The organism is Bradyrhizobium sp. USDA 3311 (assembly GCF_054062495.1).
The window spans coordinates 6723047-6741822 of record NZ_JBSSFI010000001.1 but is presented as its reverse complement, the minus strand read 5'-3'; the positions used below and the strand labels follow the sequence as shown (position 1 = coordinate 6741822).

16 protein-coding genes are annotated in these 18776 nt (G+C 65.6%); 13 read left to right on the top strand and 3 right to left on the bottom strand.

Going from position 1 to position 18776, the window contains the following annotated elements; genetic code table 11:
- The first annotated feature begins 31 nt into the window (after nt 1-31).
- From denD to ACVWW6_RS32545, 8 genes are all read left to right on the top strand, one after another.
- Nucleotides 32-1018: a D-erythronate dehydrogenase gene (gene denD / locus ACVWW6_RS32580; protein ID WP_028170962.1), complete on the top strand. Its 987-nt coding sequence runs from the start codon at nt 32-34 to the stop codon at nt 1016-1018.
- Between the two features lie 29 nt (nt 1019-1047).
- Nucleotides 1048-2040, top strand: coding sequence for a sugar kinase (locus ACVWW6_RS32575; protein WP_456683204.1), 993 nt, complete (start codon nt 1048-1050; stop codon nt 2038-2040).
- Nucleotides 2041-2053: 13 nt separating this feature from the next.
- Nucleotides 2054-2704, top strand: coding sequence for a bifunctional 4-hydroxy-2-oxoglutarate aldolase/2-dehydro-3-deoxy-phosphogluconate aldolase (gene eda, locus ACVWW6_RS32570; protein WP_304565258.1), 651 nt, complete (start codon nt 2054-2056; stop codon nt 2702-2704).
- Nucleotides 2705-2764: 60 nt separating this feature from the next.
- The gene (locus tag ACVWW6_RS32565) at nt 2765-3934 is read left to right on the top strand and encodes an acetyl-CoA acetyltransferase (protein ID WP_011086701.1); all 1170 of its coding nucleotides are present in this window, start codon (nt 2765-2767) and stop codon (nt 3932-3934) included.
- Between the two features lie 120 nt (nt 3935-4054).
- A complete protein-coding gene (locus tag ACVWW6_RS32560; protein WP_011086702.1) occupies nt 4055-4261 on the top strand; it encodes a hypothetical protein in 207 nt (68 codons plus the stop codon).
- Between the two features lie 118 nt (nt 4262-4379).
- Complete coding sequence (locus ACVWW6_RS32555) at nt 4380-5579, top strand: CaiB/BaiF CoA transferase family protein (protein WP_456682092.1); 1200 nt, start codon at nt 4380-4382, stop codon at nt 5577-5579.
- 169 nt (nt 5580-5748) lie between these two features.
- A complete protein-coding gene (locus tag ACVWW6_RS32550) occupies nt 5749-6885 on the top strand; it encodes a thiolase family protein (RefSeq protein ID WP_304552776.1) in 1137 nt (378 codons plus the stop codon).
- Entirely contained in the window at nt 6882-7241 is a 360-nt protein-coding gene (locus tag ACVWW6_RS32545; protein ID WP_456682091.1) for a Zn-ribbon domain-containing OB-fold protein, read from the top strand. The genes ACVWW6_RS32550 and ACVWW6_RS32545 overlap by 4 nt, the downstream gene beginning before the upstream one ends.
- 456 nt (nt 7242-7697) lie before the next feature.
- Here the strand turns inward: ACVWW6_RS32545 and ACVWW6_RS32540 are convergent, their stop codons facing one another.
- On the bottom strand, nt 7698-8444 hold the full coding sequence (locus ACVWW6_RS32540; RefSeq protein ID WP_456682090.1) for a FadR/GntR family transcriptional regulator: 747 nt from the start codon (nt 8442-8444) through the stop codon (nt 7698-7700).
- A 124-nt stretch (nt 8445-8568) separates the two neighbouring features.
- Between ACVWW6_RS32540 and ACVWW6_RS32535 the strand changes: the two genes are divergently transcribed.
- From ACVWW6_RS32535 to ACVWW6_RS32515, 5 genes are all read left to right on the top strand, one after another.
- Nucleotides 8569-9975, top strand: coding sequence for an aspartate aminotransferase family protein (locus ACVWW6_RS32535; protein WP_456682089.1), 1407 nt, complete (start codon nt 8569-8571; stop codon nt 9973-9975).
- Between the two features lie 20 nt (nt 9976-9995).
- A complete protein-coding gene (locus tag ACVWW6_RS32530) occupies nt 9996-11600 on the top strand; it encodes an ABC transporter substrate-binding protein (RefSeq protein ID WP_456682088.1) in 1605 nt (534 codons plus the stop codon).
- A 13-nt stretch (nt 11601-11613) separates the two neighbouring features.
- Entirely contained in the window at nt 11614-13845 is a 2232-nt protein-coding gene (locus ACVWW6_RS32525; protein ID WP_456682087.1) for a N,N-dimethylformamidase beta subunit family domain-containing protein, read from the top strand.
- Between the two features lie 99 nt (nt 13846-13944).
- On the top strand, nt 13945-14472 hold the full coding sequence (locus ACVWW6_RS32520) for a carboxymuconolactone decarboxylase family protein (RefSeq protein ID WP_011086710.1): 528 nt from the start codon (nt 13945-13947) through the stop codon (nt 14470-14472).
- Nucleotides 14473-14498: 26 nt separating this feature from the next.
- Nucleotides 14499-14801 (top strand): nucleoside triphosphate pyrophosphohydrolase family protein, encoded by a 303-nt coding sequence (locus ACVWW6_RS32515; protein ID WP_027543134.1) that lies wholly within the window; start codon nt 14499-14501, stop codon nt 14799-14801.
- Between the two features lie 15 nt (nt 14802-14816).
- Here the strand turns inward: ACVWW6_RS32515 and glsA are convergent, their stop codons facing one another.
- Entirely contained in the window at nt 14817-16658 is a 1842-nt protein-coding gene (gene glsA / locus ACVWW6_RS32510; RefSeq protein ID WP_456682086.1) for a glutaminase A, read from the bottom strand.
- Nucleotides 16659-16678: 20 nt separating this feature from the next.
- Nucleotides 16679-18754: a TRAP transporter permease gene (locus ACVWW6_RS32505; protein ID WP_456682085.1), complete on the bottom strand. Its 2076-nt coding sequence runs from the start codon at nt 18752-18754 to the stop codon at nt 16679-16681.
- Between the last annotated feature and the right edge of the window lie 22 nt (nt 18755-18776).

Below are 18776 nucleotides of genomic sequence, written 5' to 3'. Positions count from 1 at the left end.
GCGGTCCGGCCAATAAGAAGGAGTTAAGCTCTTGCACATTCTGGTTCTGGGCGCCGCCGGCATGGTCGGGCGTAAATTCTGTGAACGGCTGCTGCGCGACGGCCGGCTCGGCAAGAGCGAGATCACCAAGCTGACCATGCACGACGTGGTCGAGCCCAAGAAGCCGGAGAAGGCCGGTTTCCCGGTCGAGACGGTGTCGGGCGATTTCGCCGTGCCGGGCGCGGCCGAAAAGCTGATCGCCGGACGCCCGGATGCGATCTTCCATCTCGCCGCGATCGTGTCGGGCGAGGCCGAACTCGATTTCGACAAGGGCTACCGCATCAATCTCGACGGCACGCGAATGCTGCTCGACGCGATCCGCCTCGTCGGCGGCGGCTACAAGCCGCGCGTGGTGTTCACCTCGTCGATCGCGGTGTTCGGCGCCCCGTTCCCGGACGCGATCGGCGACGAGTTCTTCCACACCCCGCTGCTCAGCTACGGCACCCAGAAGGCGATCGGCGAGCTGCTGCTCGCCGACTATTCCCGCCGCGGCTTCCTCGATGGCATCGGCATCCGCCTGCCGACCATCTGCATCCGGCCCGGCCTGCCCAACAAGGCGGCATCGGGCTTCTTCTCCAACATCCTGCGTGAGCCGCTGGCCGGCAAGGAAGCGATCCTCCCGGTGTCCGAGGACGTCCGCCACTGGCACGCGACGCCGCGTTCGGCGGTCGGCTTCCTGCTCCACGCCGGCACCATGGACCTCGCCACCGTCGGCCCGCGCCGCAACCTGACCATGCCGGGCCTGTCGGCGACCGTCGGCGAGCAGATCGCCGCCTTGAAGCGCGTTGCCGGCGAAAAGGTCGCAGCCCGCATCAAGCGGGAGCCCGATCCCTTCATCGTCGGCATCGTCGGCGGCTGGCCGCGCAACTTCAACGCAAAGCGGTCGCTCGAGCTCGGCTTCACCACTGCCGAGAAGAATTTCGACGATATCATCCGCATTCACATCGAAGACGAGCTCGGCGGCAATTTCGTCGCCTGACGCAATCGATGAACAGCGTGGATCTGATGATGGCGAGCGTTGCTTGCATCGGCGAATGCATGGTCGAGCTCCGGCAGGCCCAAGGTGGACATTCCGCGGGACAATCTGCCGGACAGTCCGCCGGGCAGGGCGGCGGTCTCTATTCGCGCGGCTTCGGCGGTGACACCCTCAACACCGCGGTCTATCTGGCGCGGCTCGAGGTCAAGGTCGATTACCTCACCGCGCTCGGCGACGATGCCTTGAGTGATGAGATGATCGCGGCCTGGACCGCGGAGGGCGTCGGCACGCGGCGCGTCGTACGGTTGCCGGGCAAGCTGCCCGGCCTCTACATGATCCAGACGGATGCGAAGGGCGAGCGCCAGTTCTTCCACTGGCGCGACAGCGCGGCCGCCCGCCAGCTGATGAGCCTGCCGGAGACGGACGAGCTGCTCAACTCGCTGATGAGCTACGACATCGTCTATCTCTCCGCGATCACGCTCTCGATCTACGACGCCCCTGGCCGCGAGCGCCTGCTCGCGGCGATCAAGCGCGCCCGCCTGCTCGGTACCCGCTTCGTGTTCGACACCAATTTTCGCGCGCGGGGATGGCCCGATCGCGATGTCGCCCGCGAGGCCTTTGCCGCGGCGTTTGCGACCGCCGACATCGTGCTGACCTCGACCGAGGATCTGCTCGCGCTCTATCCGGGCGAGAGCCACGACCAGCTGATGGCGCGCATCCCGAGCCCCGAGCTGGTGTTCCGGCTGGCCGAGCCGGTCAGCCTGTTGCGCTTTCCGGGCGGGACCAGCGAGGTCCGTGCCGAGCCCATGACCAAGCCCGTGGTGGACACCACGGCGGCCGGCGACAGCTTTGCCGCGGCCTATATCGCAGCCCGGCTCGCCGGTTCCGAGCCGGTCGAGGCGGCGCAGGCCGGTCATCGCCTCGCCAGCCTCGTGATCTGCTATCCCGGCGCCATCATTCCAGGCTATGCCATGCCGCCGAAGAAGCGGCACCGGCCGGCGAGCGCTCGCCAGGCGACCAAGTGAAACGAAAGCCAAGATGACCACGACTGCCCAACAGAACCAACTCGTCGCGCTATTCAAGGCCGCGACCGTTATTCCCGTCCTCACCATCGAGCGCATCCAGGATGCTGTGCCGCTGGCCCGTGCGCTGGTTGCCGGCGGCGTCCGCACGCTCGAGGTGACCCTGCGCACCCCTGTCGCGATCGAGGCGGCGAGGGCGATGATGGCCGAGGTGCCCGAGGCGATCGTCGGCATCGGCACGATTCTCAATCCGGCCGACTTCACCCGTGTGGAGAAGCTCGGCGTCGCGTTCGGCATCAGCCCGGGCCTGACCCCGGACCTGTTGAAGGCCGCCACCGATAGCTCGTTGCCGTTTGCGCCGGGCATTGCCACGGCGTCCGAACTGATGATGGCGCTGTCCTACGGCTTCGACGTTGCAAAATTCTTCCCGGCCGAGCAGGCCGGCGGCATCAAGGGCCTGCGCGCGCTCGGCGGGCCATTCCCCAACGTGCGGTTCTGCCCGACCGGCGGGGTGGGCGAGGCCAATGCGGCGACCTGGCTGGCGGAGCCCAACGTGGTCGCGGTCGGCGGATCCTGGCTGTGCCCGACCGCGGAGATCAAGGCGGGGAACTGGGCCGGCATAACTGCCATCTGCCAGCGCACCCTCAAGGCCCTGAAAGGCGCGTGAAGTCTTGCCATCCCTGGGCTAAGACATAGCTCAGGGGAGAGCTTCCAGGGAGAAAAGACCATGACTGCCAGCATCGTCGGATGGGCGCATACGCCGTTCGGCAAGTTTGATACTGAGACCGTCGAAAGCCTCGTCGTCCGCGTGGCCAATGAGGCGCTGGCGGATGCCGGCATTTCGGCCGGCGACGTCGACGAGATCGTGCTGGGTCATTTCAACGCCGGCTTCTCGCCGCAGGATTTCACCGCTTCCCTGGTGCTCCAGGCCGACCCGAAGCTGCGCTTCAAGCCGGCAACCCGCGTCGAGAACGCCTGTGCGACCGGCTCTGCCGCGGTGCACCAAGGCCTGCGCGCGATTGCCGCAGGTGCGGCCAGGATCGTGCTCGTCGTCGGCGTCGAGCAGATGACCCGCACGCCGGGGCCGGAGATCGGCAAGAACCTGCTCAAGGCGTCCTACCTGCCTGAGGACGGCGACACGGTGGGCGGCTTTGCCGGCGTGTTCGGCAAGATTGCCAGCTCCTACTTCCAGAAATACGGCGACCAGTCCGATGCGCTGGCGCTGATCGCGGCCAAGAACCACAAGAACGGCGTCGCCAATCCCTTCGCCCAGATGCGCAAGGATTTCGGCTTCGAGTTCTGCCGCGCCGAGAGCGAGAAGAACCCTTACGTCGCCGGCCCCCTGAAGCGCACCGATTGCTCGCTCGTCTCCGACGGCGCGGCGGCGCTGATCCTGGCCGACGCCGAGACCGCCAAGGGCATGAGCAAGTCGATCGGCTTCCGCGCCACCGCGCACGCCCAGGACTTCCTGCCGATGTCCAAGCGCGACATCCTCCAGTTCGAGGGCTGCACGGTCGCCTGGCAGCGGGCGCTGGAGAAGGCGGGCGTCGCGCTCACCGATCTCTCCTTCGTCGAGACCCATGACTGTTTCACCGTCGCCGAGCTGATCGAATATGAAGCGATGGGCCTGACGCCGAAGGGGCAGGGCGCCCGCGCCATCAAGGAAGGCTGGACGCTCAAGGACGGCAAGCTGCCGGTCAATCCGTCCGGCGGGTTGAAGGCCAAGGGCCACCCGATCGGTGCCACCGGCGTTTCCATGCACGTGATGACCGCGATGCAGCTTGCGGGCCAGGCGCCCGAGGGCATGCAGCTCAAAAATGCAAAACTCGGCGGCATCTTCAACATGGGCGGTGCAGCGGTTGCCAACTACGTCTCCGTGCTGGAGCCGCTGAAGTAAGGCTTGTAGGGTGGGCAAAGGCGCGAAGCGCGGTGCCCACCTTCTTTCTTTATTGCGCTAGATCATGGTGGCCCCGCCCGGGCCCCTTAAAGCTCTTGATTGATTTGCAGGGAATGCATCATGAGCAATGACTACGAAGACTCGCTGTCGATGGACGCACTCAACGATCGCATCGCGATCCTCGAGGACAATATCAGGCAGCTCATCGAGCAGGCCGCGGCTGCTTCCGGCGAGCAGAACGAGTCGCGCATCGCGGACCGGATCAGCCAGCAGAACGAAGAGCTCGACCGGCTGCTGAAGATCCGGGAATCCCGCGAGAAGAAATAGCGGCCGCGCCACCACGCATGCAGCCATACGCCGGCCGCCCTTGCGCGCGCGGCGTCGCTGCCGTTAGCTGGACCGAAATCGCGGGCTGAGCCGAGCCCGCGCAATCGGGAGCGAACGAATGGGGCCGCTAAAGGGCATCAAGGTCGTCGACATGACCACCGTGCTGATGGGGCCCTATGCGACCCAGATGCTCGGCGACTACGGTGCCGACGTGATCAAGGTGGAGTCGCTGGACGGCGACGTCACCCGCCTGATCGGCCCGATGCGCCACGCCGGCATGGGCCCGGTGTTTCTCAACACCAACCGCAGCAAGCGTTCGATCTGCCTCGATCTGAAGAAGCCTTCGGGGCGCGATGCCGTGCTGCGCCTGCTCCGGGACGCCGACGTTCTCGTCTACAACGTCCGCCCGCAGGCGATGGCGCGGCTCCAGCTCGGCTATGACGTCGTCTCGGAGATCAATCCGCGCCTCGTCTACGCCGGCGTGTTCGGCTTCGGCCAGGACGGGCCCTATGCGGCCAAACCCGCCTATGACGATCTGATCCAGGGTGCCACCGCGCTGCCGGCGCTGATGGCGCAGACGGGCGACGGCGTGCCGCGCTACGTGCCCAACGCGCTGGTCGACCGCATCGTCGGCCTCACTGCCGTCGGCGCGATCTGCGCCAGCCTCGTGCACCGCGACCGCACCGGGCGCGGCCAGCGCGTCGACATCCCGATGTTCGAGACCATGGCCGGCTTCGTCATGGGCGATCACATGGGCGGGCTCACCTTCGAGCCGCCGCTCGACAAGGGCGGCTATGCCCGCCACCTCTCGCGCGACCGCAGGCCCTACAAGACGTCGGACGGCTATCTCAGCGTCATCGTCTACAATGACAAGCAGTGGGAAAATTTCTTCAAGGCGACGGGTCGCGACGATCTGCGCGCCGACCCCAAATTCGCGACCTTCGCCGGCCGGGCCAATAATATCGACGTCGTCTATGCCGAGCTCGCCCGCATCTTCGAGACGCGCACGACAGCCGAATGGATCGACCTGCTGACCAAGGCCGATGTGCCGGTCATGCCGATGCACGACCTCGCCTCGATGCTGCACGACGAGCATCTGGAGGCGACCGGCTTCTTCCCGGTCGTGAACCATCCGACCGAGGGCCCGATCCGCAGCATGAAGGTGACGGCGAGCTGGTCGGAGACCGAGGCCGAGACCATCAGGCTTGCGCCGCGTCTCAACGAGCACGGCGCGGAGATACTGAAGGAGATCGGCTATTCCGCCGACGAGATCGCAGCCATGGTCCGCGACGGCGTGACGCGCTCCGCGCCGGAATAGAGGAGGAAGCGATGGCGCAAACCCTCTCATCCGTCATTCCGGGGCGCGACGAAGTCGCGAGCCCGGAATCCATAACCACCATCGGGAGTATGGATTCTCAGGTGCGCAATTGCGCACCGGGGCTCGCGCCTAAAGAAGGCGCGCCCCGGAATGACGGGGAGGAGAGAGCATGAGCTTCATCACCGGCGTCGGCCTCACGCCGTACGGCAAGCACGAAGGCTCATCCTCGCTCGACCTGATGAGCAGGGCCGCGCAAGCCGCGCTCGACGATGCCGGGCTGAAGCGTGCCGAGATCGACGGCGTCCTCTGCGGCTACTCCACCGTCTCGCCGCACATCATGCTGGCGACCGTGTTCGCCGAGCACTTTGGTATCCGCCCGAGCTACGCCCACGCCGTGCAGGTCGGCGGCGCCACGGGGCTGGCGATGACGATGCTCGCGCATCATCTCGTTGAGGCCGGCGTCGCGCGCAATGTGCTCGTCGTCGCCGGCGAGAACCGCCTCACGGGACAGAGCCGCGATGCCTCGATCCAGGCGCTGGCGCAGGTCGGCCATCCCGATTACGAGGTGCCGCTCGGCCCGACCATTCCCGCCTATTACGGCCTCGTTGCTAACAGGTACATGCACGAATATGGCGTGACCGAAGAGGACCTCGCCGAATTCGCGGTGCTGATGCGGGCCCACGCCTGCACCCATCCCGGCGCGCAATTCCGAGATCCCATCACGGTCGCGGACGTCATGGCCTCGAAGCCGGTGGCGATGCCACTCAAATTGCTCGACTGCTGCCCGGTGTCGGACGGCGGCGCGGCCTTCGTCATCAGCCGCGAGCGGACGGGCGAGGCCGGCGTGCGCATCCGCGGCTGCGCCCAGGCCCATACCCATCAGCACGTCACGGCCGCGCCCGGCTTGAGCGAGCTCGGTGCCGAAATCTCGATCGCGCGCGCCAGGGAGGCCACCGGCCTTGCGATCTCCGACGTGCGCTACGCCGCGATCTACGACAGTTTTACGATCACGCTTGCGATGCTGCTGGAGGATCTCGGTCTCGCCGGCCGCGGCGAGGCCGCGGCCCGCGTACGATCAGGCCATTTTGGCCGCGACGGCGCGATGCCGCTCAACACCCATGGCGGTCTGCTCAGCTACGGCCATTGCGGCGTCGGCGGTGCGATGGCGCATCTGGTCGAGGCGCATTTGCAGATGACGGGGCGGGCGGCGAATCGCCAGGTGCGCGATGCCTCGATCGCACTCCTGCACGGCGACGGCGGCGTGCTGTCGTCCCATGTCAGCATGTTCCTGGAGCGGGTGCGATGAGCGAGCGTCTGGCCGACTGGACCACGGGCGAACGGGCCATCACCTTTCAGACCTGCGGCGCATGCGGTCACGTGCAGTATTTCCATCGCGCCTTCTGCGCGGCCTGCGGTGCGTCCGGCCCATCCGAGCAGCGCGCCAGCGGCAAGGGCAGGGTCTATGCGACCTCGCTGGTCTGCCGCGCCGCCACGCCCGAGACGCGCGCGCACGTGCCCTACAACATCCTGCTGGTCGATTGTGCCGAGGGTTTTCGCATGATGGCCCACGGCGAGACCGACCTCGCCATCGGCGACGGGGTCAATGCGAGCTTCAAGCCGTTCGCCGGGAAGCTCGTGCCGTTCTTCACCAAGAGCAAATAGCGGGATTTCGTCATTCGGGGGCGGTCCGAAAGACCGAGCCTGGAACGGGTATTCTGGGCCTGGCCTGTGCGAGGGCCACCCCGGAACGACGAAAACTCTTACAACGCTTACAACTCTTACTAGCGCCCGTAGAACAAGATGCTGGCGATGACGAGCATCGCCGTCACCGCCAGCATATGCGCGAGCGCTCCCGAGGCCGCCCCCTTGGTGGCTTCCTTCATGCCTTTTCTCCCTAGACCTGGGCGTGACTCATCGTTGCGCGGCTAGCGCACCCGACGGCCAATTGTTTTTACTCGGAACACCCCTTGCGAGTATCCGCCGCGATTTGTCCCCACGCGGCGAATATCGACTGTGCCAAGGTCGATCAGCAATGCGGCGGGATTTTGACTCGATGATGTTGCTCTTGCGGTCGCGCAGCACAGGGTTTGCGGAAACTTGCTTCAACCGCGAAAAGTTTCACCGGGCCTTCTTGGGAGGATTCGCGGGCGCCTTGGTCGTGGCCATCGATCTGGCATTCGAAGCCTCCATCAGCGCATCCCTGATGTTGGTGAGGTGACGCGTCATGGCAAGGCTCGCCTTGCGCGGGTTCCTCGCTTGAACGGCTTCGAAGATGGCCTCGTGATCCTTGCGCCACATGGGACGATAATCCTCCATCTGCATGTGGTTGTGAATTTCCTGCCAGATGCCGGACTCGGTTTGCGCGCGCCACAGCGAGTCGCTGATCTGCACCAGCGCGCCGTTCCCCGTCGCCTCGGCCAGCACCATGTGGAAACGGTGATCCGACGTGTCGGCCTCGCGTCCCTGCGCATGTTCCCAGCGCATCATGGCGAGCGCTTCGGCGAGCTGCGCGAAGGTGGCTTCGGTGCCGCGCTGCGCCGCGATCGCGGCGATCTGCGGCTCGATGAGCTGGCGCGCTTCCAGATTCTCGAACGGCCCGAAGCCTTCGAGCGCGTGCACGTCGGGTGCTTCCTGACGACTGATCACATAGACGCCGCTGTTGCTGCGCACCTTCAGCATGCCGGCCATCGCCAGCGACAGGATGGCCTCGCGCACCGTCGGCCGCGACACGCCAAAGGTCTTCGCGAGATCGCGCTCTGCCGGCAGGCGCTGGCCGATCCGGTAACTCGCCTGGATCATCGCAGCAATGCGCCGGGCGACGATCTCGAAGCTGCGTTCGGGCTTGGACGGGGGGTCGTGCAACATCTTCGTGCTCATCAGCTCTTTATTTGAGTTTGACAAGCTGCCGCACGAAAGCCAAGCTGGTCAGACCAATTTGGACTGACCAGTTTCGCACGACCGGGGTTGGGAATGCTCCGTCGGTGGGACGATGGAGGCTGCGCGCGTGTTCGACAGCAAGCCCAATTCAGCCGAGGCGCGCGACATCGCGTTCCATCTGCATTCGCAGACCAACCCACAGCGTCATGCAGAAATCGGACCGCTGATCATGGCGCGCGGCGAGGGCGTCCATGTCTATGACGCGAGCGGCAAGCGTTATCTGGAAGCGATGGCCGGGCTCTGGTGCACCTCGCTCGGCTTTTCCGAGAAGCGCCTCAAGGCCGCAGCAGCGGCGGCCTACGACAAGTTCGGCTTCTATCACAGCTTCAATCACAAGACGCCTGATAACACGATTGAGCTCGCCGAGAAGCTGGTCGAAATCTCGCCGATCCCGGATGCGCAGGCCTATTTCGCCACCTCAGGCTCGGAAGCCACCGAGACGATGGTGAAGCTTGCCTGGGTGTATCACGCGGTTCACGGCAAGCCCGGGAAGCGGAAGATTATCGCCCGCGATCGCGGTTTCCACGGCTCGACGATCGTTGCGGCCTCGATGTGCGGCCTGCCGCGCATGCATCGTGAATTCGGCCTCCCGCTCGACGGTTTCCTGCACACGCATTGCCCGGATGCCTATCGCGGCACCAGGCCGGGCGAGAGCGAGGCGGCGTTCGTCGATCGCCTTGCCGCCGATCTCGAAGCGCTGATCATGGCCGAGGGACCTGATACGATCGCCGCCTTCATCGCCGAGCCGATCAACGCCGGCGGTGGCATCGTCGTGCCGCCCAAGGGATATTTCGCTGCGATCGAGGCGGTGCTGCGCCGTCACGACATCCTGGTGCTTGGCGACGAGGTGGTCTGCGGCTTCGGCCGCACCGGCAACTGGTTCGGCTGCGAGACGGTCGGCATGAAGCCGGACATGGTGGCGCTCGCCAAGGGCATCACCTCGTCCTACTTCCCGATGTCAGCGGTGTTGCTGGGACGTCCGATCCGGGATGCACTCAGCGAGATGAACAAGGGCGGTGAGCTGTTCGGCCACGGCTTCACCAATTCCGGACACCCGGTCGGCGCGGCCATCGCGCTCGAGACATTGAAGATCTATCACGAGATGGATGTGGTCCCGCATGTCCGCCGCATGGGCAGCCGGCTCCGCGCCGGGCTGGAGCAGATCGCGCGGGATTCGCGCATCGTCGGGCAGGTGCGCGGCGAGGGATTGATGATCGGGGTCGAGCTCGTCGCCGACCCCGCGACGCGGCAGGCCTTCGATCCCGCGTTGAAGGTCGGCGCGATGTTCGACGCCCTCGCGATCGAGAATGGCCTGATCATCCGCGCGATGGGCGACACGATCGGGTTCTGTCCGCCGCTGATCATCGACGAAGCCGGGGTTGACGAGGCGCTCGAGCTTTTCGGGCGGACCTTGTTCAGCGCCGAAGCGAAGCTTGCCGAGAAACGTCCATCTGCGTAACCCGTTGAGGAGACCATAGCATGCGCCGTCGAGACCTGCTCCGATCCACACTGGGCGCCGGTCTCGGCGTCGCCTTGGGCTCGACTTTGCCGATGCCGCGGCTGGCCCGCGCGCAAGCCTCGCGCGTGCTGCGCTTCGTACCGCAGGCCGATGCCGCAATTCTCGATCCGATGATCACCACCGGCCTGGTCAACCGGAACCACGGTTTCCTGATCTGGGATACTCTCTACGGCGTGGATGAGAAATTCCAGGTTCAGCCGCAGATGGTCGCCGGCCATACCGTCGAGAACGACGGCAAGCTCTGGACGATGACGTTGCGGGATGGCTTGAAATTCCACGACGGTGAGCCCGTGCGCGGACGCGACGTGGTGGCGAGCCTGAAACGCTGGGCCTCGCGCGATGCGTTCGGCAATTCGCTCTTCAACCTGGTCGACGAGGTCTCGGCGCCTGATGACAAGACCGTGCGCTGGCGTCTCAAGTCGCCGTTTCCGCTGCTGCCGGAAGCGCTCGGCAAAGTGGGCGCCATCGTTGCCTTTATCATGCCGGAGCGTCTTGCACAGACGGACAGCGTCACGCCGGTCAAGGAGCTGATCGGCTCCGGTCCGTTCAAGTTCCAGGCCGATCAGCACGTGCCCGGCGCGCGTCTGGTCTACACGCGTTTCGACGGCTATGTGCCGCGCCCCGAGGGGACGCCGAGCCTGCTCGCCGGTCCGAAGGTCGCGCATTTCGACCGGGTCGAGTGGCAGGTCATCCCGGATCCCGCGACGGCGGCGGCCGCACTTCAGCAGGGTGAGATCGACTGGTGGGATCAGCCCATCGTCGACCTGTTGCCGAAGCTGAAGGGCAACAAGGCGCTGAATGTCGAGCTGCTCGACCCGATAGGCAATGTCGGCGTGCTGCGTTTCAACCATACGCAGCCGCCCTTCGACAACCCGGCCATCCGCCGCGCGGTGCTCTCCGCCATCAGCCAGAAGGAATTCATGTCCGCAGTCGCGGGAGAGGACAGCAGTCTCTGGCGGGACAAAATCGGCTTCTTCGCGCCCGGCGGCAACATGGCGAACGATGCCGGCATGGAAGCGCTGACCGGCCCCCGGGATATCGCCGCCGCGGCCAAGGCGATCAAGGACGCCGGCTACAAGGGCGAGAAAGTGCTGCTGATGGCGCCGGGCGATTTCCCTGTGATCGGGCAGATGAGCGAAGTCGCGGCCGATCTGTTCCGCAAGCTCGGTTTCAATCTCGACTACGCGGCGATGGACTGGGGCTCGATGCTGCGGCGCATGGGCAACCGCGAGACGCCGGACAAGGGCGGATACAGCGCCTTCTGCACCTATTCCGCGGGTGTCACGCAGCTGAATCCGTCGGCGCATAACTTCATCCGCGGCAGCGGTGACAAGGCAACCTTCGGCTGGGCGAAGAGCGAGAAGCTGGAACAGTTGCGGGATGCCTGGTTCGCCGCGCCCGATGCCGCCGCGCAGGCCCGGATTGGCGTCGAGATGCAGAAGCAGTGCTTCGTCGATGTTCCCTACGTTCCGCTTGGTGTCTTCTATCAGCCGACCGCTTACAAGAAGAGCCTGACGGGCATGCTCAAGGGCCTGCCGTTGTTCTGGAACGTGCGCGGCGCCTGAAGAGGGATTATCGATGCTTGCGATCACCGGCTATGCGGACCGCTGGAGCGTGCGCCCCGGCGACGCCATCAACTTCATGATCGCGGTCAAGGGCGGTGGCCGCTATTCGGCGCGGATCGCCCGCGTGATCTGTGGCGACCCGAACCCGAGGGGACCCGGCTATCGCGAGATTCCGGTCAAGTGGGATCTCGAAGGCCAGCACGATGGCATCGAGCAGACCATCGCCAAAGGCTCTTGGGTCGATGTATCAGCATTGGCGTTGCCGGCAGGTCCGATCGCCTTTGCCGCGACCGTCTGGCCGACCCTGCTCGCCGCGGGCAGGCAGGCCGTGCTGAACTGGGCGGGCGCCAGCGGCGCGCTGACGCTTGGCGTCGGCAAGGCGGGCGCTTTTGCGCGGCTTGTCGTTGGCGAGACAACATTCGAGGTCGAGACCGGCATCGCGCTCACCGAGCGGGCGTGGCACGATATCGCGTGTCTGTTCGACCCGGTGACCGGATCGCTGGCGATCGCACAGGTCCCCCGCAAGATCAGGCTCGACCGCGACGAGCGTGCGACGAAAACGCTGGGTGCGCCGCGCACCGCGTTGGCCGGCATGGGGGCCGTCGCGATTGCGGCGGAGCGCGCAGGGCAAGGCGCAGTCCACCATTTCAACGGCAAGATCGAACGGCCGCGCATCACCGATGGCGGTGCGGGCCTTGAGGGCGTCATCGCCGTGCAAGGCTCTGGAGCCGCGGCCCCGGCCGTCGCCGAATGGGATTTTTCCATCGGCATTCCGACCGACATTGCGACCGATATCGGTCCTTCCAGGGCGCACGGCGTTTGCATCAATTTGCCGACGCGCGCGATGACGGGATCGCGCTGGACAGGCGGCGTGACGCATCGCTGGACAGAGGAGCCGAAGCTCTGGGGCGCGATCCATTTCCACGACGACGATATCGGCGATTCCGGCTGGCAGCCGTCGCTGACCTTCACCGTGCCGGACGACTGGAAGAGCGGCGTCTATGCGCTGCACCTGGAAAAGGACGGCGCGCGCGACAACATCGTCTTCTATGTCCGCGCCCGCATACCGGGATCGCAGGCCAAGGTGGCATTCCTCGCCCCGACCTTCAGTTACACGGTCTATAGCCAGTATCAGAAGAAGGGCAGGCAGGCCCTGATCACGGAGCGGTCACTGGCCTGGGGCGCGCTGGCGCAGGCGCCGGACGGCCATCCCGAATACGGCGTGTCGCCCTACAACTTCCATTCGGACGGCAGCGGCGTGGTGATGTCGACCATGCGCCGGCCGCTGATCGACAAGCGCGTGAACCAGATCCACCTCGTCGATCCCAGCGACTACGGTTCCGGCCTGTACTGGATCTCCGCCGACAGCGCCATCACCGATCTTCTGACCCGCAAGGGCATCGACTTCGAGGTCATCACCGATCACGACGTCCATGCCGAAGGCGTCGATCTGCTGTCGAAATATTCCGTGGTTCTGACCGGCCAGCATCCGGAGTACCACACGCACGAGACGCTCGATGCGCTCGGTGCCTATATCGGCAATGGCGGCCGCTTTATGTATCTCGGCGGCAACGGCTTCTACTGGAAAGTGGTGCCGCACGCGACGGGCACATGGGCTTTCGAATTGCGACGCGCCGAGGGCGGCATCCGGCTCTGGGAAACGCTCCCCGGCGAGAGCTATCATGCTTTCGACGGGTCCTATGGCGGCCTCTGGCGACGGCTCGGCCGCCCGCCGCAGGCGCTGGTCGGCGTCGGCTTTAGTACGCAAGGGGAGTACATGGGCTTCCCCTACACCTTCCTCGACGGCATTCTCGATCCCCGCGTCGCATTCATGCGCGAGGGCATCGAGGATCTGGCAAGGCCGGGCGCCAAGCTCGGCGAGCGCGGCTTCATGGGCGGTGGCGCCGCAGGCCACGAACTCGACCGCGCCGACACGCGCCTCGGCACGCCGCATCATGCGATCATCATCGGCCGGGCCGTGCTTGCCGATCCGACCTATCAGCCGGTCAATGAAGAGCGCTACGACCACACCTGGCCGGCGTCGCGCGAGGAGATCATCCGTTCCGACCTGACCTTCTTCGAGACGCCGAATGGCGGCGCGGTCTTTTCCGTCGGCTCGATGAATTTCATCGGTGCGTTGCCGGTTGACGGCTACAACAACGTGGCGGCCCTGCTGGTGACCAATATCGTCCGCCGCTTTGCCGATTCCACGCCGTTCCAGGCGCCGAAAGCGTCGACCGCGTAGCGATGACGCGATGCGCGATGATGTTGCGCTTGCGTCAGCGCAAGATTAGTCTTGGGAACTCCTGAAAAACGACAACAAGACCAAGACCCAAGGTGACTGATGGCCCGTATCAACTACAGCGACCCGTCCAAGGCGTCCGATCGCACCCGCGAAATCCTCGACAAGAACCGCCACGCCAACATCTTCCGGATGATGTCGCATTCGCCGAGCTATTTTGAGCAGTATTGCCGGCTCGGCGGCGCCATCCGCCACAAGGGCGAGCTCGATCCGGTCGTGCGCGAGCTCGCCATCACGCGCACCGGCATCCTGTGCGAGGCGCCGTACGAGATCGTCGCCCACAAGCGCATCGGCAAGAATGTCGGCGTCACCGACGAGCAGAATGAGGCGCTGGAGAACTGGCAGGCCGCGAGCTGCTTCAATGAGGTGCAACGCGCCGCGCTCGCCTTCACCGACGAGATCGTCAAGCTGAACAAGCCGACGGACGCGACCTTCAAGGCGATCGCATCGAAGCTGACGCCGGCCGCGCTGGTCGAGCTGCAGCTCTCGGTCGGCTTCTACATCATGACGTCGAAATTCCTGGAGACGTTCGAGATCGATCTTCAGCCGGTCACGGAAGTGGTGGGCTGATCCGAAAGCCGGGGCGAGGGATGCCGATGACGATCGATGAATATGCGGCCTGGGCCGCAAGCGTTGCGAAAGTCGACGAGCATCCGTCGAACGAGCGGCTGTCCTATCTCGGGCTCGGCCTCGCCGGTGAATCGGGCGAGGTCGCCGACCACATCAAGAAGCTGCTGCGCGATGACTGGCTCGACAAGGCGGGTCTCGTCGAAGAGCTCGGCGATGTCATCTACTACTGGGCCTGCCTGTGCGCCGCGACCGGCCAGCAGCCATCGGAATTGCTCAAGGCCAGCGCCGCCAAGATCAGGCGGCGGATCAGCGAGGCGGCAAGCCGATAAGCCGCATCGGCGGATTCACGTCGACGTCAAGATATCCACCTTGGCGTTGGCGACGATCAGGCGATCGGCGAGCAGCTGCGCCAGGTTGCGCATGATGCGCTCGCTGGCGTGGGGGTGCTGCTTGCGGAAGCGCTCGAAATCCTTCAGCGGGGCTTCGAAGGCCGTCGCCGCCATGTCGGCGAACACGTCGGCGGAACGAGTCTGCTCCAACAGTGCCATTTCGCCAAAGGCCATGCCGGCGGTGAGGGTTGCCAGCCGCACGCCGTCGGGCAGCGTGACATGCACCGCGCCGCTGCGCAGGAAGAACAGGGCATCGGCGGGATCGCCTGTCGTGAGGATCTTTGCGCCGGACTGATAGGTCCTGATGGTGCAGATCGCGCCGAGCTCCGCCAGCTCGTCCGCGCTCAGACCTTCCAGCAGCGGCTGCTCGGCAAGCTCGGTGGTTTCGTGGAAATCGATCGAACCGCCATAGCGGTAGACGATCTGGTCTTCGGCCCATTCGATCGCGGTGTCGAGCAGGTAGAAGTCGCGGACGTTCTTCAGCTCCGCGGTCCACTCTCGCAGGGTATTCCACTCCTTCGAGGCACGCCTGACGCCCGATAGCACCACCGTGACGTTCAGCGCGGCGAGCTCCTCGAAAGCCTCGGCCACGAGCCGCGCGCCGGCGCGCGTGGTGGAGGTGACGCGGTGAAGGTCGAAGATCACGAATTGCGGCCGTGGCCGGCCCGCGAGCCGCCGCGACACGTAGTCGACCGCCGACAGCGACAGCGTGCCGACCAGCTCGATGATCCGCACCTCCTGCTCGTGCGCGGCCAGGATCTCGCGCTCCTGCGCGCGTCGCACGCGCCGCGACGGGCTCTTGCCGATGTCGTAGTCGGCGATGACGGCGTTGCGCGCGTCGTCGCTGCGGTTGAGCATGTGCAGGTCGTAATGCGAGGACAGCGCCTCGCAGACCTTGATGCCGCGTACGCTGTTGCCGTGCTTGTCGAGCTTCGGCGAATAGCTGCCGAGCCCGAGCCGGGCAGGGAGCGCCGCCAGAATGCCGCCGCCGACGCCGCTCTTGGCGGGAATGCCGATGCGGTAGATCCATTCGCCGGCATAGTCGTACATGCCGGAAGACGTCATCACCGACAGCGTGCGCGAGATCGCGTAAGCGCTCATCACCTGCTCGGCGGTCACCGGATTGATGCCGCGATTGGCGAGCGTTGCCGCCATCACCGCGATGTCGCGCGCCGTGACCAGCACCGCGCATTGCCGGAAATAGACGTCGAGCACGGCGGCGACGTTGTCCGAGATCACCGCATTGGTCTTCAAGAGATAGCCGATGGCGCGGTTGCGGTCGCCGGTCTGGCTCTCCGAGCTGTAGACGGCCTCGTCCACGGCGAGATCGCGCCCGGCGAAGCGGCTGAGCGCAAGGCGGATCTGCTCGAAGGCCTCCGCGCCCTTGCTGTCGTAGATCAGTCCGGTGCAGGCGATCGCGCCGGCATTGACCATCGGGTTGAACGGGTGGTTGTCGGAATTGAGCCGGATCGAGTTGAAGGGATCGCCCGACGGCTCGACGCCGATCGCGCTCTCGACGCGGCCGGCGCCCAAAAGATCCAGCGCCAGCGCGAACACGAACGGCTTTGACATCGACTGGATGGTGAAGGGCACCCTGGAGTCGCCGACCTCGTAGACATGGCCGTCCAGCGTGGCGAGGCTGATGCCAAAATAGGCAGGGTCGGCCTTGCCCAGCTCCGGAATGTAATCGGCCACCGCGCCGGAGGTTTCGGCGGAGAATTCGTTGAGGCAGGTGTCGAGAAACCGCAGCAAGGGCGGCTTCGAGCGGGTCCAGGCGGAGGCGGGCGGCGGTGTCATCGCCTCCTTGTGCAACGCAATCAGGGCACGCGCAACCCGTCCGGTATCGGCCCTTGCCGTCGGATCAACAGCAGCGCGATCAAAATCGTTGGCGCGAGGATCGCAAGGCCCAGCATGGTGACCTGCATCTGCGACAGCGGCATGATTCCGCCGCCGGGGGTCGCCACCACGAATCCGCCGATCACCAGCAGCACGCGGATCGGCCATTCCAGCGCGCCTGCGCCGCGGAGGTCGCCGACGAAGGGCTGGTAGCCCTGGATGCCGCCGCAGATGAACAGCGTGCCGAACGCGGCCAGCGCCATCAGGCCGAGGCCGGCGAGATAGGGGCTCGCCCCCTGCAGCACCAGCGCCGGATTGAGCACGAAGAAGAACGGGATGAAATAGATGATGCTGCCGACCCACATCGATTCCCAGCCCGTCTTCATCGCGGGCGAGCCGGCGATGCCCGCGGCGGCGAAAGAGGCTATCGCAACCGGCGGCGTGATCGACGACAGCATGCCCCAGTAGAAGATGAACATGTGCACAGCCATCCTGTTCAGCCCGAGCTTCTCCAGCGCCGGCGCGACCAGGATGGCGAGGAAGATGTAGCAGGCCGTCGTCGTCAGCCCGAGGCCGAGAATGAGGCTGGTGAGGGCGCACATGCCGAGCAGCAGGAAGGGATTGTCGCCGGCAATATGCAGCAGGTCGTTGGCGAGGCTCGACACCACGCCGGTCATCGAGAATGCGCCGATCAGGAGGCCGCAGCCGGCGAGGATGCCGACCAGCTCGACGAAGGTACGGCCGTTGACCTCGAGGAATTTGCCGATCGTTGCGAGCGTCCAGCGCGTGTCCTTGGAGAACAGCTGGTTGAGCACGAGCAGCAGCGCGGTGGCGTAGAACGGCGCGTGGCTCTCGCGCTTGAAGTAGAGCAGCATCACGATCAGGAGCGCGATGACGAAGACGTAGTACCAGCCGTCCTTGATCGTATCCATGATCCGCGGCAGCTCGGCGCGCGGAATGCCCTTCAGCCCGTGGCGCGCCGCGTAGGCGTCGACCTGCATGAACAGGCCGACATAATAGAGCGCCGCCGGAATGATCGCGGCGACCGCGACGTCGGCGTAGCTGACATTGAGGAACTGCGCGATCACGAAGGCGGTCGCGCCCATCACCGGCGGCGCCAGCACCGCGCCCGTGGAGGCGCAGGCCTCGATCGCGCCGGCATAGGAGGCGCGAAAGCCGCTCTTCTTCATCACGGGGATGGTCATGGTGCCGGCGGTGAGCACGTTGGAGATGATCGAGCCCGACATCATGCCGAGCAGGCCGCTGGCAAAGATGCAGACCTTCGCCGCGCCGCCGCGGAACGTGCCGCACAGCGCGAAGGCGAGGTTGATGAAGAATTTGCCGGCCCCCGTCATCATCAGCGCGGTGCCGAACACGAGGAAGCCGATCACGGTGTCGGCAAAGGCCTGGATGGGAATGCCGAGCAGGCTCTCGCCCGACAGCACGTGATAGGCGGTGGCCTGCTCCAGCGTCGATTGCGTGCCGCGGAACGGACCTAACCAGCCGGATTCGGCGAACAGCGGATAGACGGTGAAGGGAAACACGCTCAGCAGCAGGCTCCAGCCGCCGGTGCGGCGCAGCGCCTCCATCAGCATCACCCACATGACGAGGCCCGCGGCGATCACGCTGTTCGGCGCGCCGCCGAATTCCCACCCGGCCTCCGCCGCCTTGCGCACGTTCGACATCAACAGCAGCGCGGCCGCGAAGGTCACGACGAAGAAGACGAGGTCGTACCAGGGAATGCGGTCGAGCGGCGCGCGCTCGGTTCCCGGGAAGATCAGGAAGGTGAAGGGCAGCATCAAGGCGATCAGGAGATAGAAATACTCCGTGTTGAGCTGGGTGTAGCCGATGAAGAAGCGCAGCGAGAACTGCTGATTGATGCAGAGCAGGATGGTCGCCGCGGTCGCAGCCACCAGCGTCCAGCGCCAGGCGCCGCGCAACGCGCGCACGCGCGTCACCTCGGCCTCCTGCATGTTGGCGGCGGCGCCGTGCGGATCGTCGAACACGACCCGCTTGGCCTCGTCCTTGGGGGCCGTGGAGACTGAAGCAGACGACATGATCGACCCCGATCGTAGGCAG

Excerpts from the sequence above, each read along its gene's own strand:
- ACVWW6_RS32575 (WP_456683204.1), top strand. The coding sequence starts at position 1,048 with ATGGCGAGCGTTGCTTGCATCGGCGAATGCATGGTCGAGCTCCGGCAG.
- ACVWW6_RS32540 (WP_456682090.1), bottom strand. The coding sequence starts at position 8,444 with ATGTTGCACGACCCCCCGTCCAAGCCCGAACGCAGCTTCGAGATCGTC.
- eda (WP_304565258.1), top strand. The coding sequence starts at position 2,054 with ATGACCACGACTGCCCAACAGAACCAACTCGTCGCGCTATTCAAGGCC.
- ACVWW6_RS32560 (WP_011086702.1), top strand. The coding sequence starts at position 4,055 with ATGAGCAATGACTACGAAGACTCGCTGTCGATGGACGCACTCAACGAT.
- ACVWW6_RS32535 (WP_456682089.1), top strand. The coding sequence starts at position 8,569 with ATGGAGGCTGCGCGCGTGTTCGACAGCAAGCCCAATTCAGCCGAGGCG.
- glsA (WP_456682086.1), bottom strand. The coding sequence starts at position 16,658 with ATGACACCGCCGCCCGCCTCCGCCTGGACCCGCTCGAAGCCGCCCTTG.
- ACVWW6_RS32555 (WP_456682092.1), top strand. The coding sequence starts at position 4,380 with ATGGGGCCGCTAAAGGGCATCAAGGTCGTCGACATGACCACCGTGCTG.
- ACVWW6_RS32545 (WP_456682091.1), top strand. The coding sequence starts at position 6,882 with ATGAGCGAGCGTCTGGCCGACTGGACCACGGGCGAACGGGCCATCACC.
- ACVWW6_RS32505 (WP_456682085.1), bottom strand. The coding sequence starts at position 18,754 with ATGTCGTCTGCTTCAGTCTCCACGGCCCCCAAGGACGAGGCCAAGCGG.
- ACVWW6_RS32525 (WP_456682087.1), top strand. The coding sequence starts at position 11,614 with ATGCTTGCGATCACCGGCTATGCGGACCGCTGGAGCGTGCGCCCCGGC.
- ACVWW6_RS32565 (WP_011086701.1), top strand. The coding sequence starts at position 2,765 with ATGACTGCCAGCATCGTCGGATGGGCGCATACGCCGTTCGGCAAGTTT.
- ACVWW6_RS32530 (WP_456682088.1), top strand. The coding sequence starts at position 9,996 with ATGCGCCGTCGAGACCTGCTCCGATCCACACTGGGCGCCGGTCTCGGC.
- ACVWW6_RS32520 (WP_011086710.1), top strand. The coding sequence starts at position 13,945 with ATGGCCCGTATCAACTACAGCGACCCGTCCAAGGCGTCCGATCGCACC.
- ACVWW6_RS32515 (WP_027543134.1), top strand. The coding sequence starts at position 14,499 with ATGACGATCGATGAATATGCGGCCTGGGCCGCAAGCGTTGCGAAAGTC.
- ACVWW6_RS32550 (WP_304552776.1), top strand. The coding sequence starts at position 5,749 with ATGAGCTTCATCACCGGCGTCGGCCTCACGCCGTACGGCAAGCACGAA.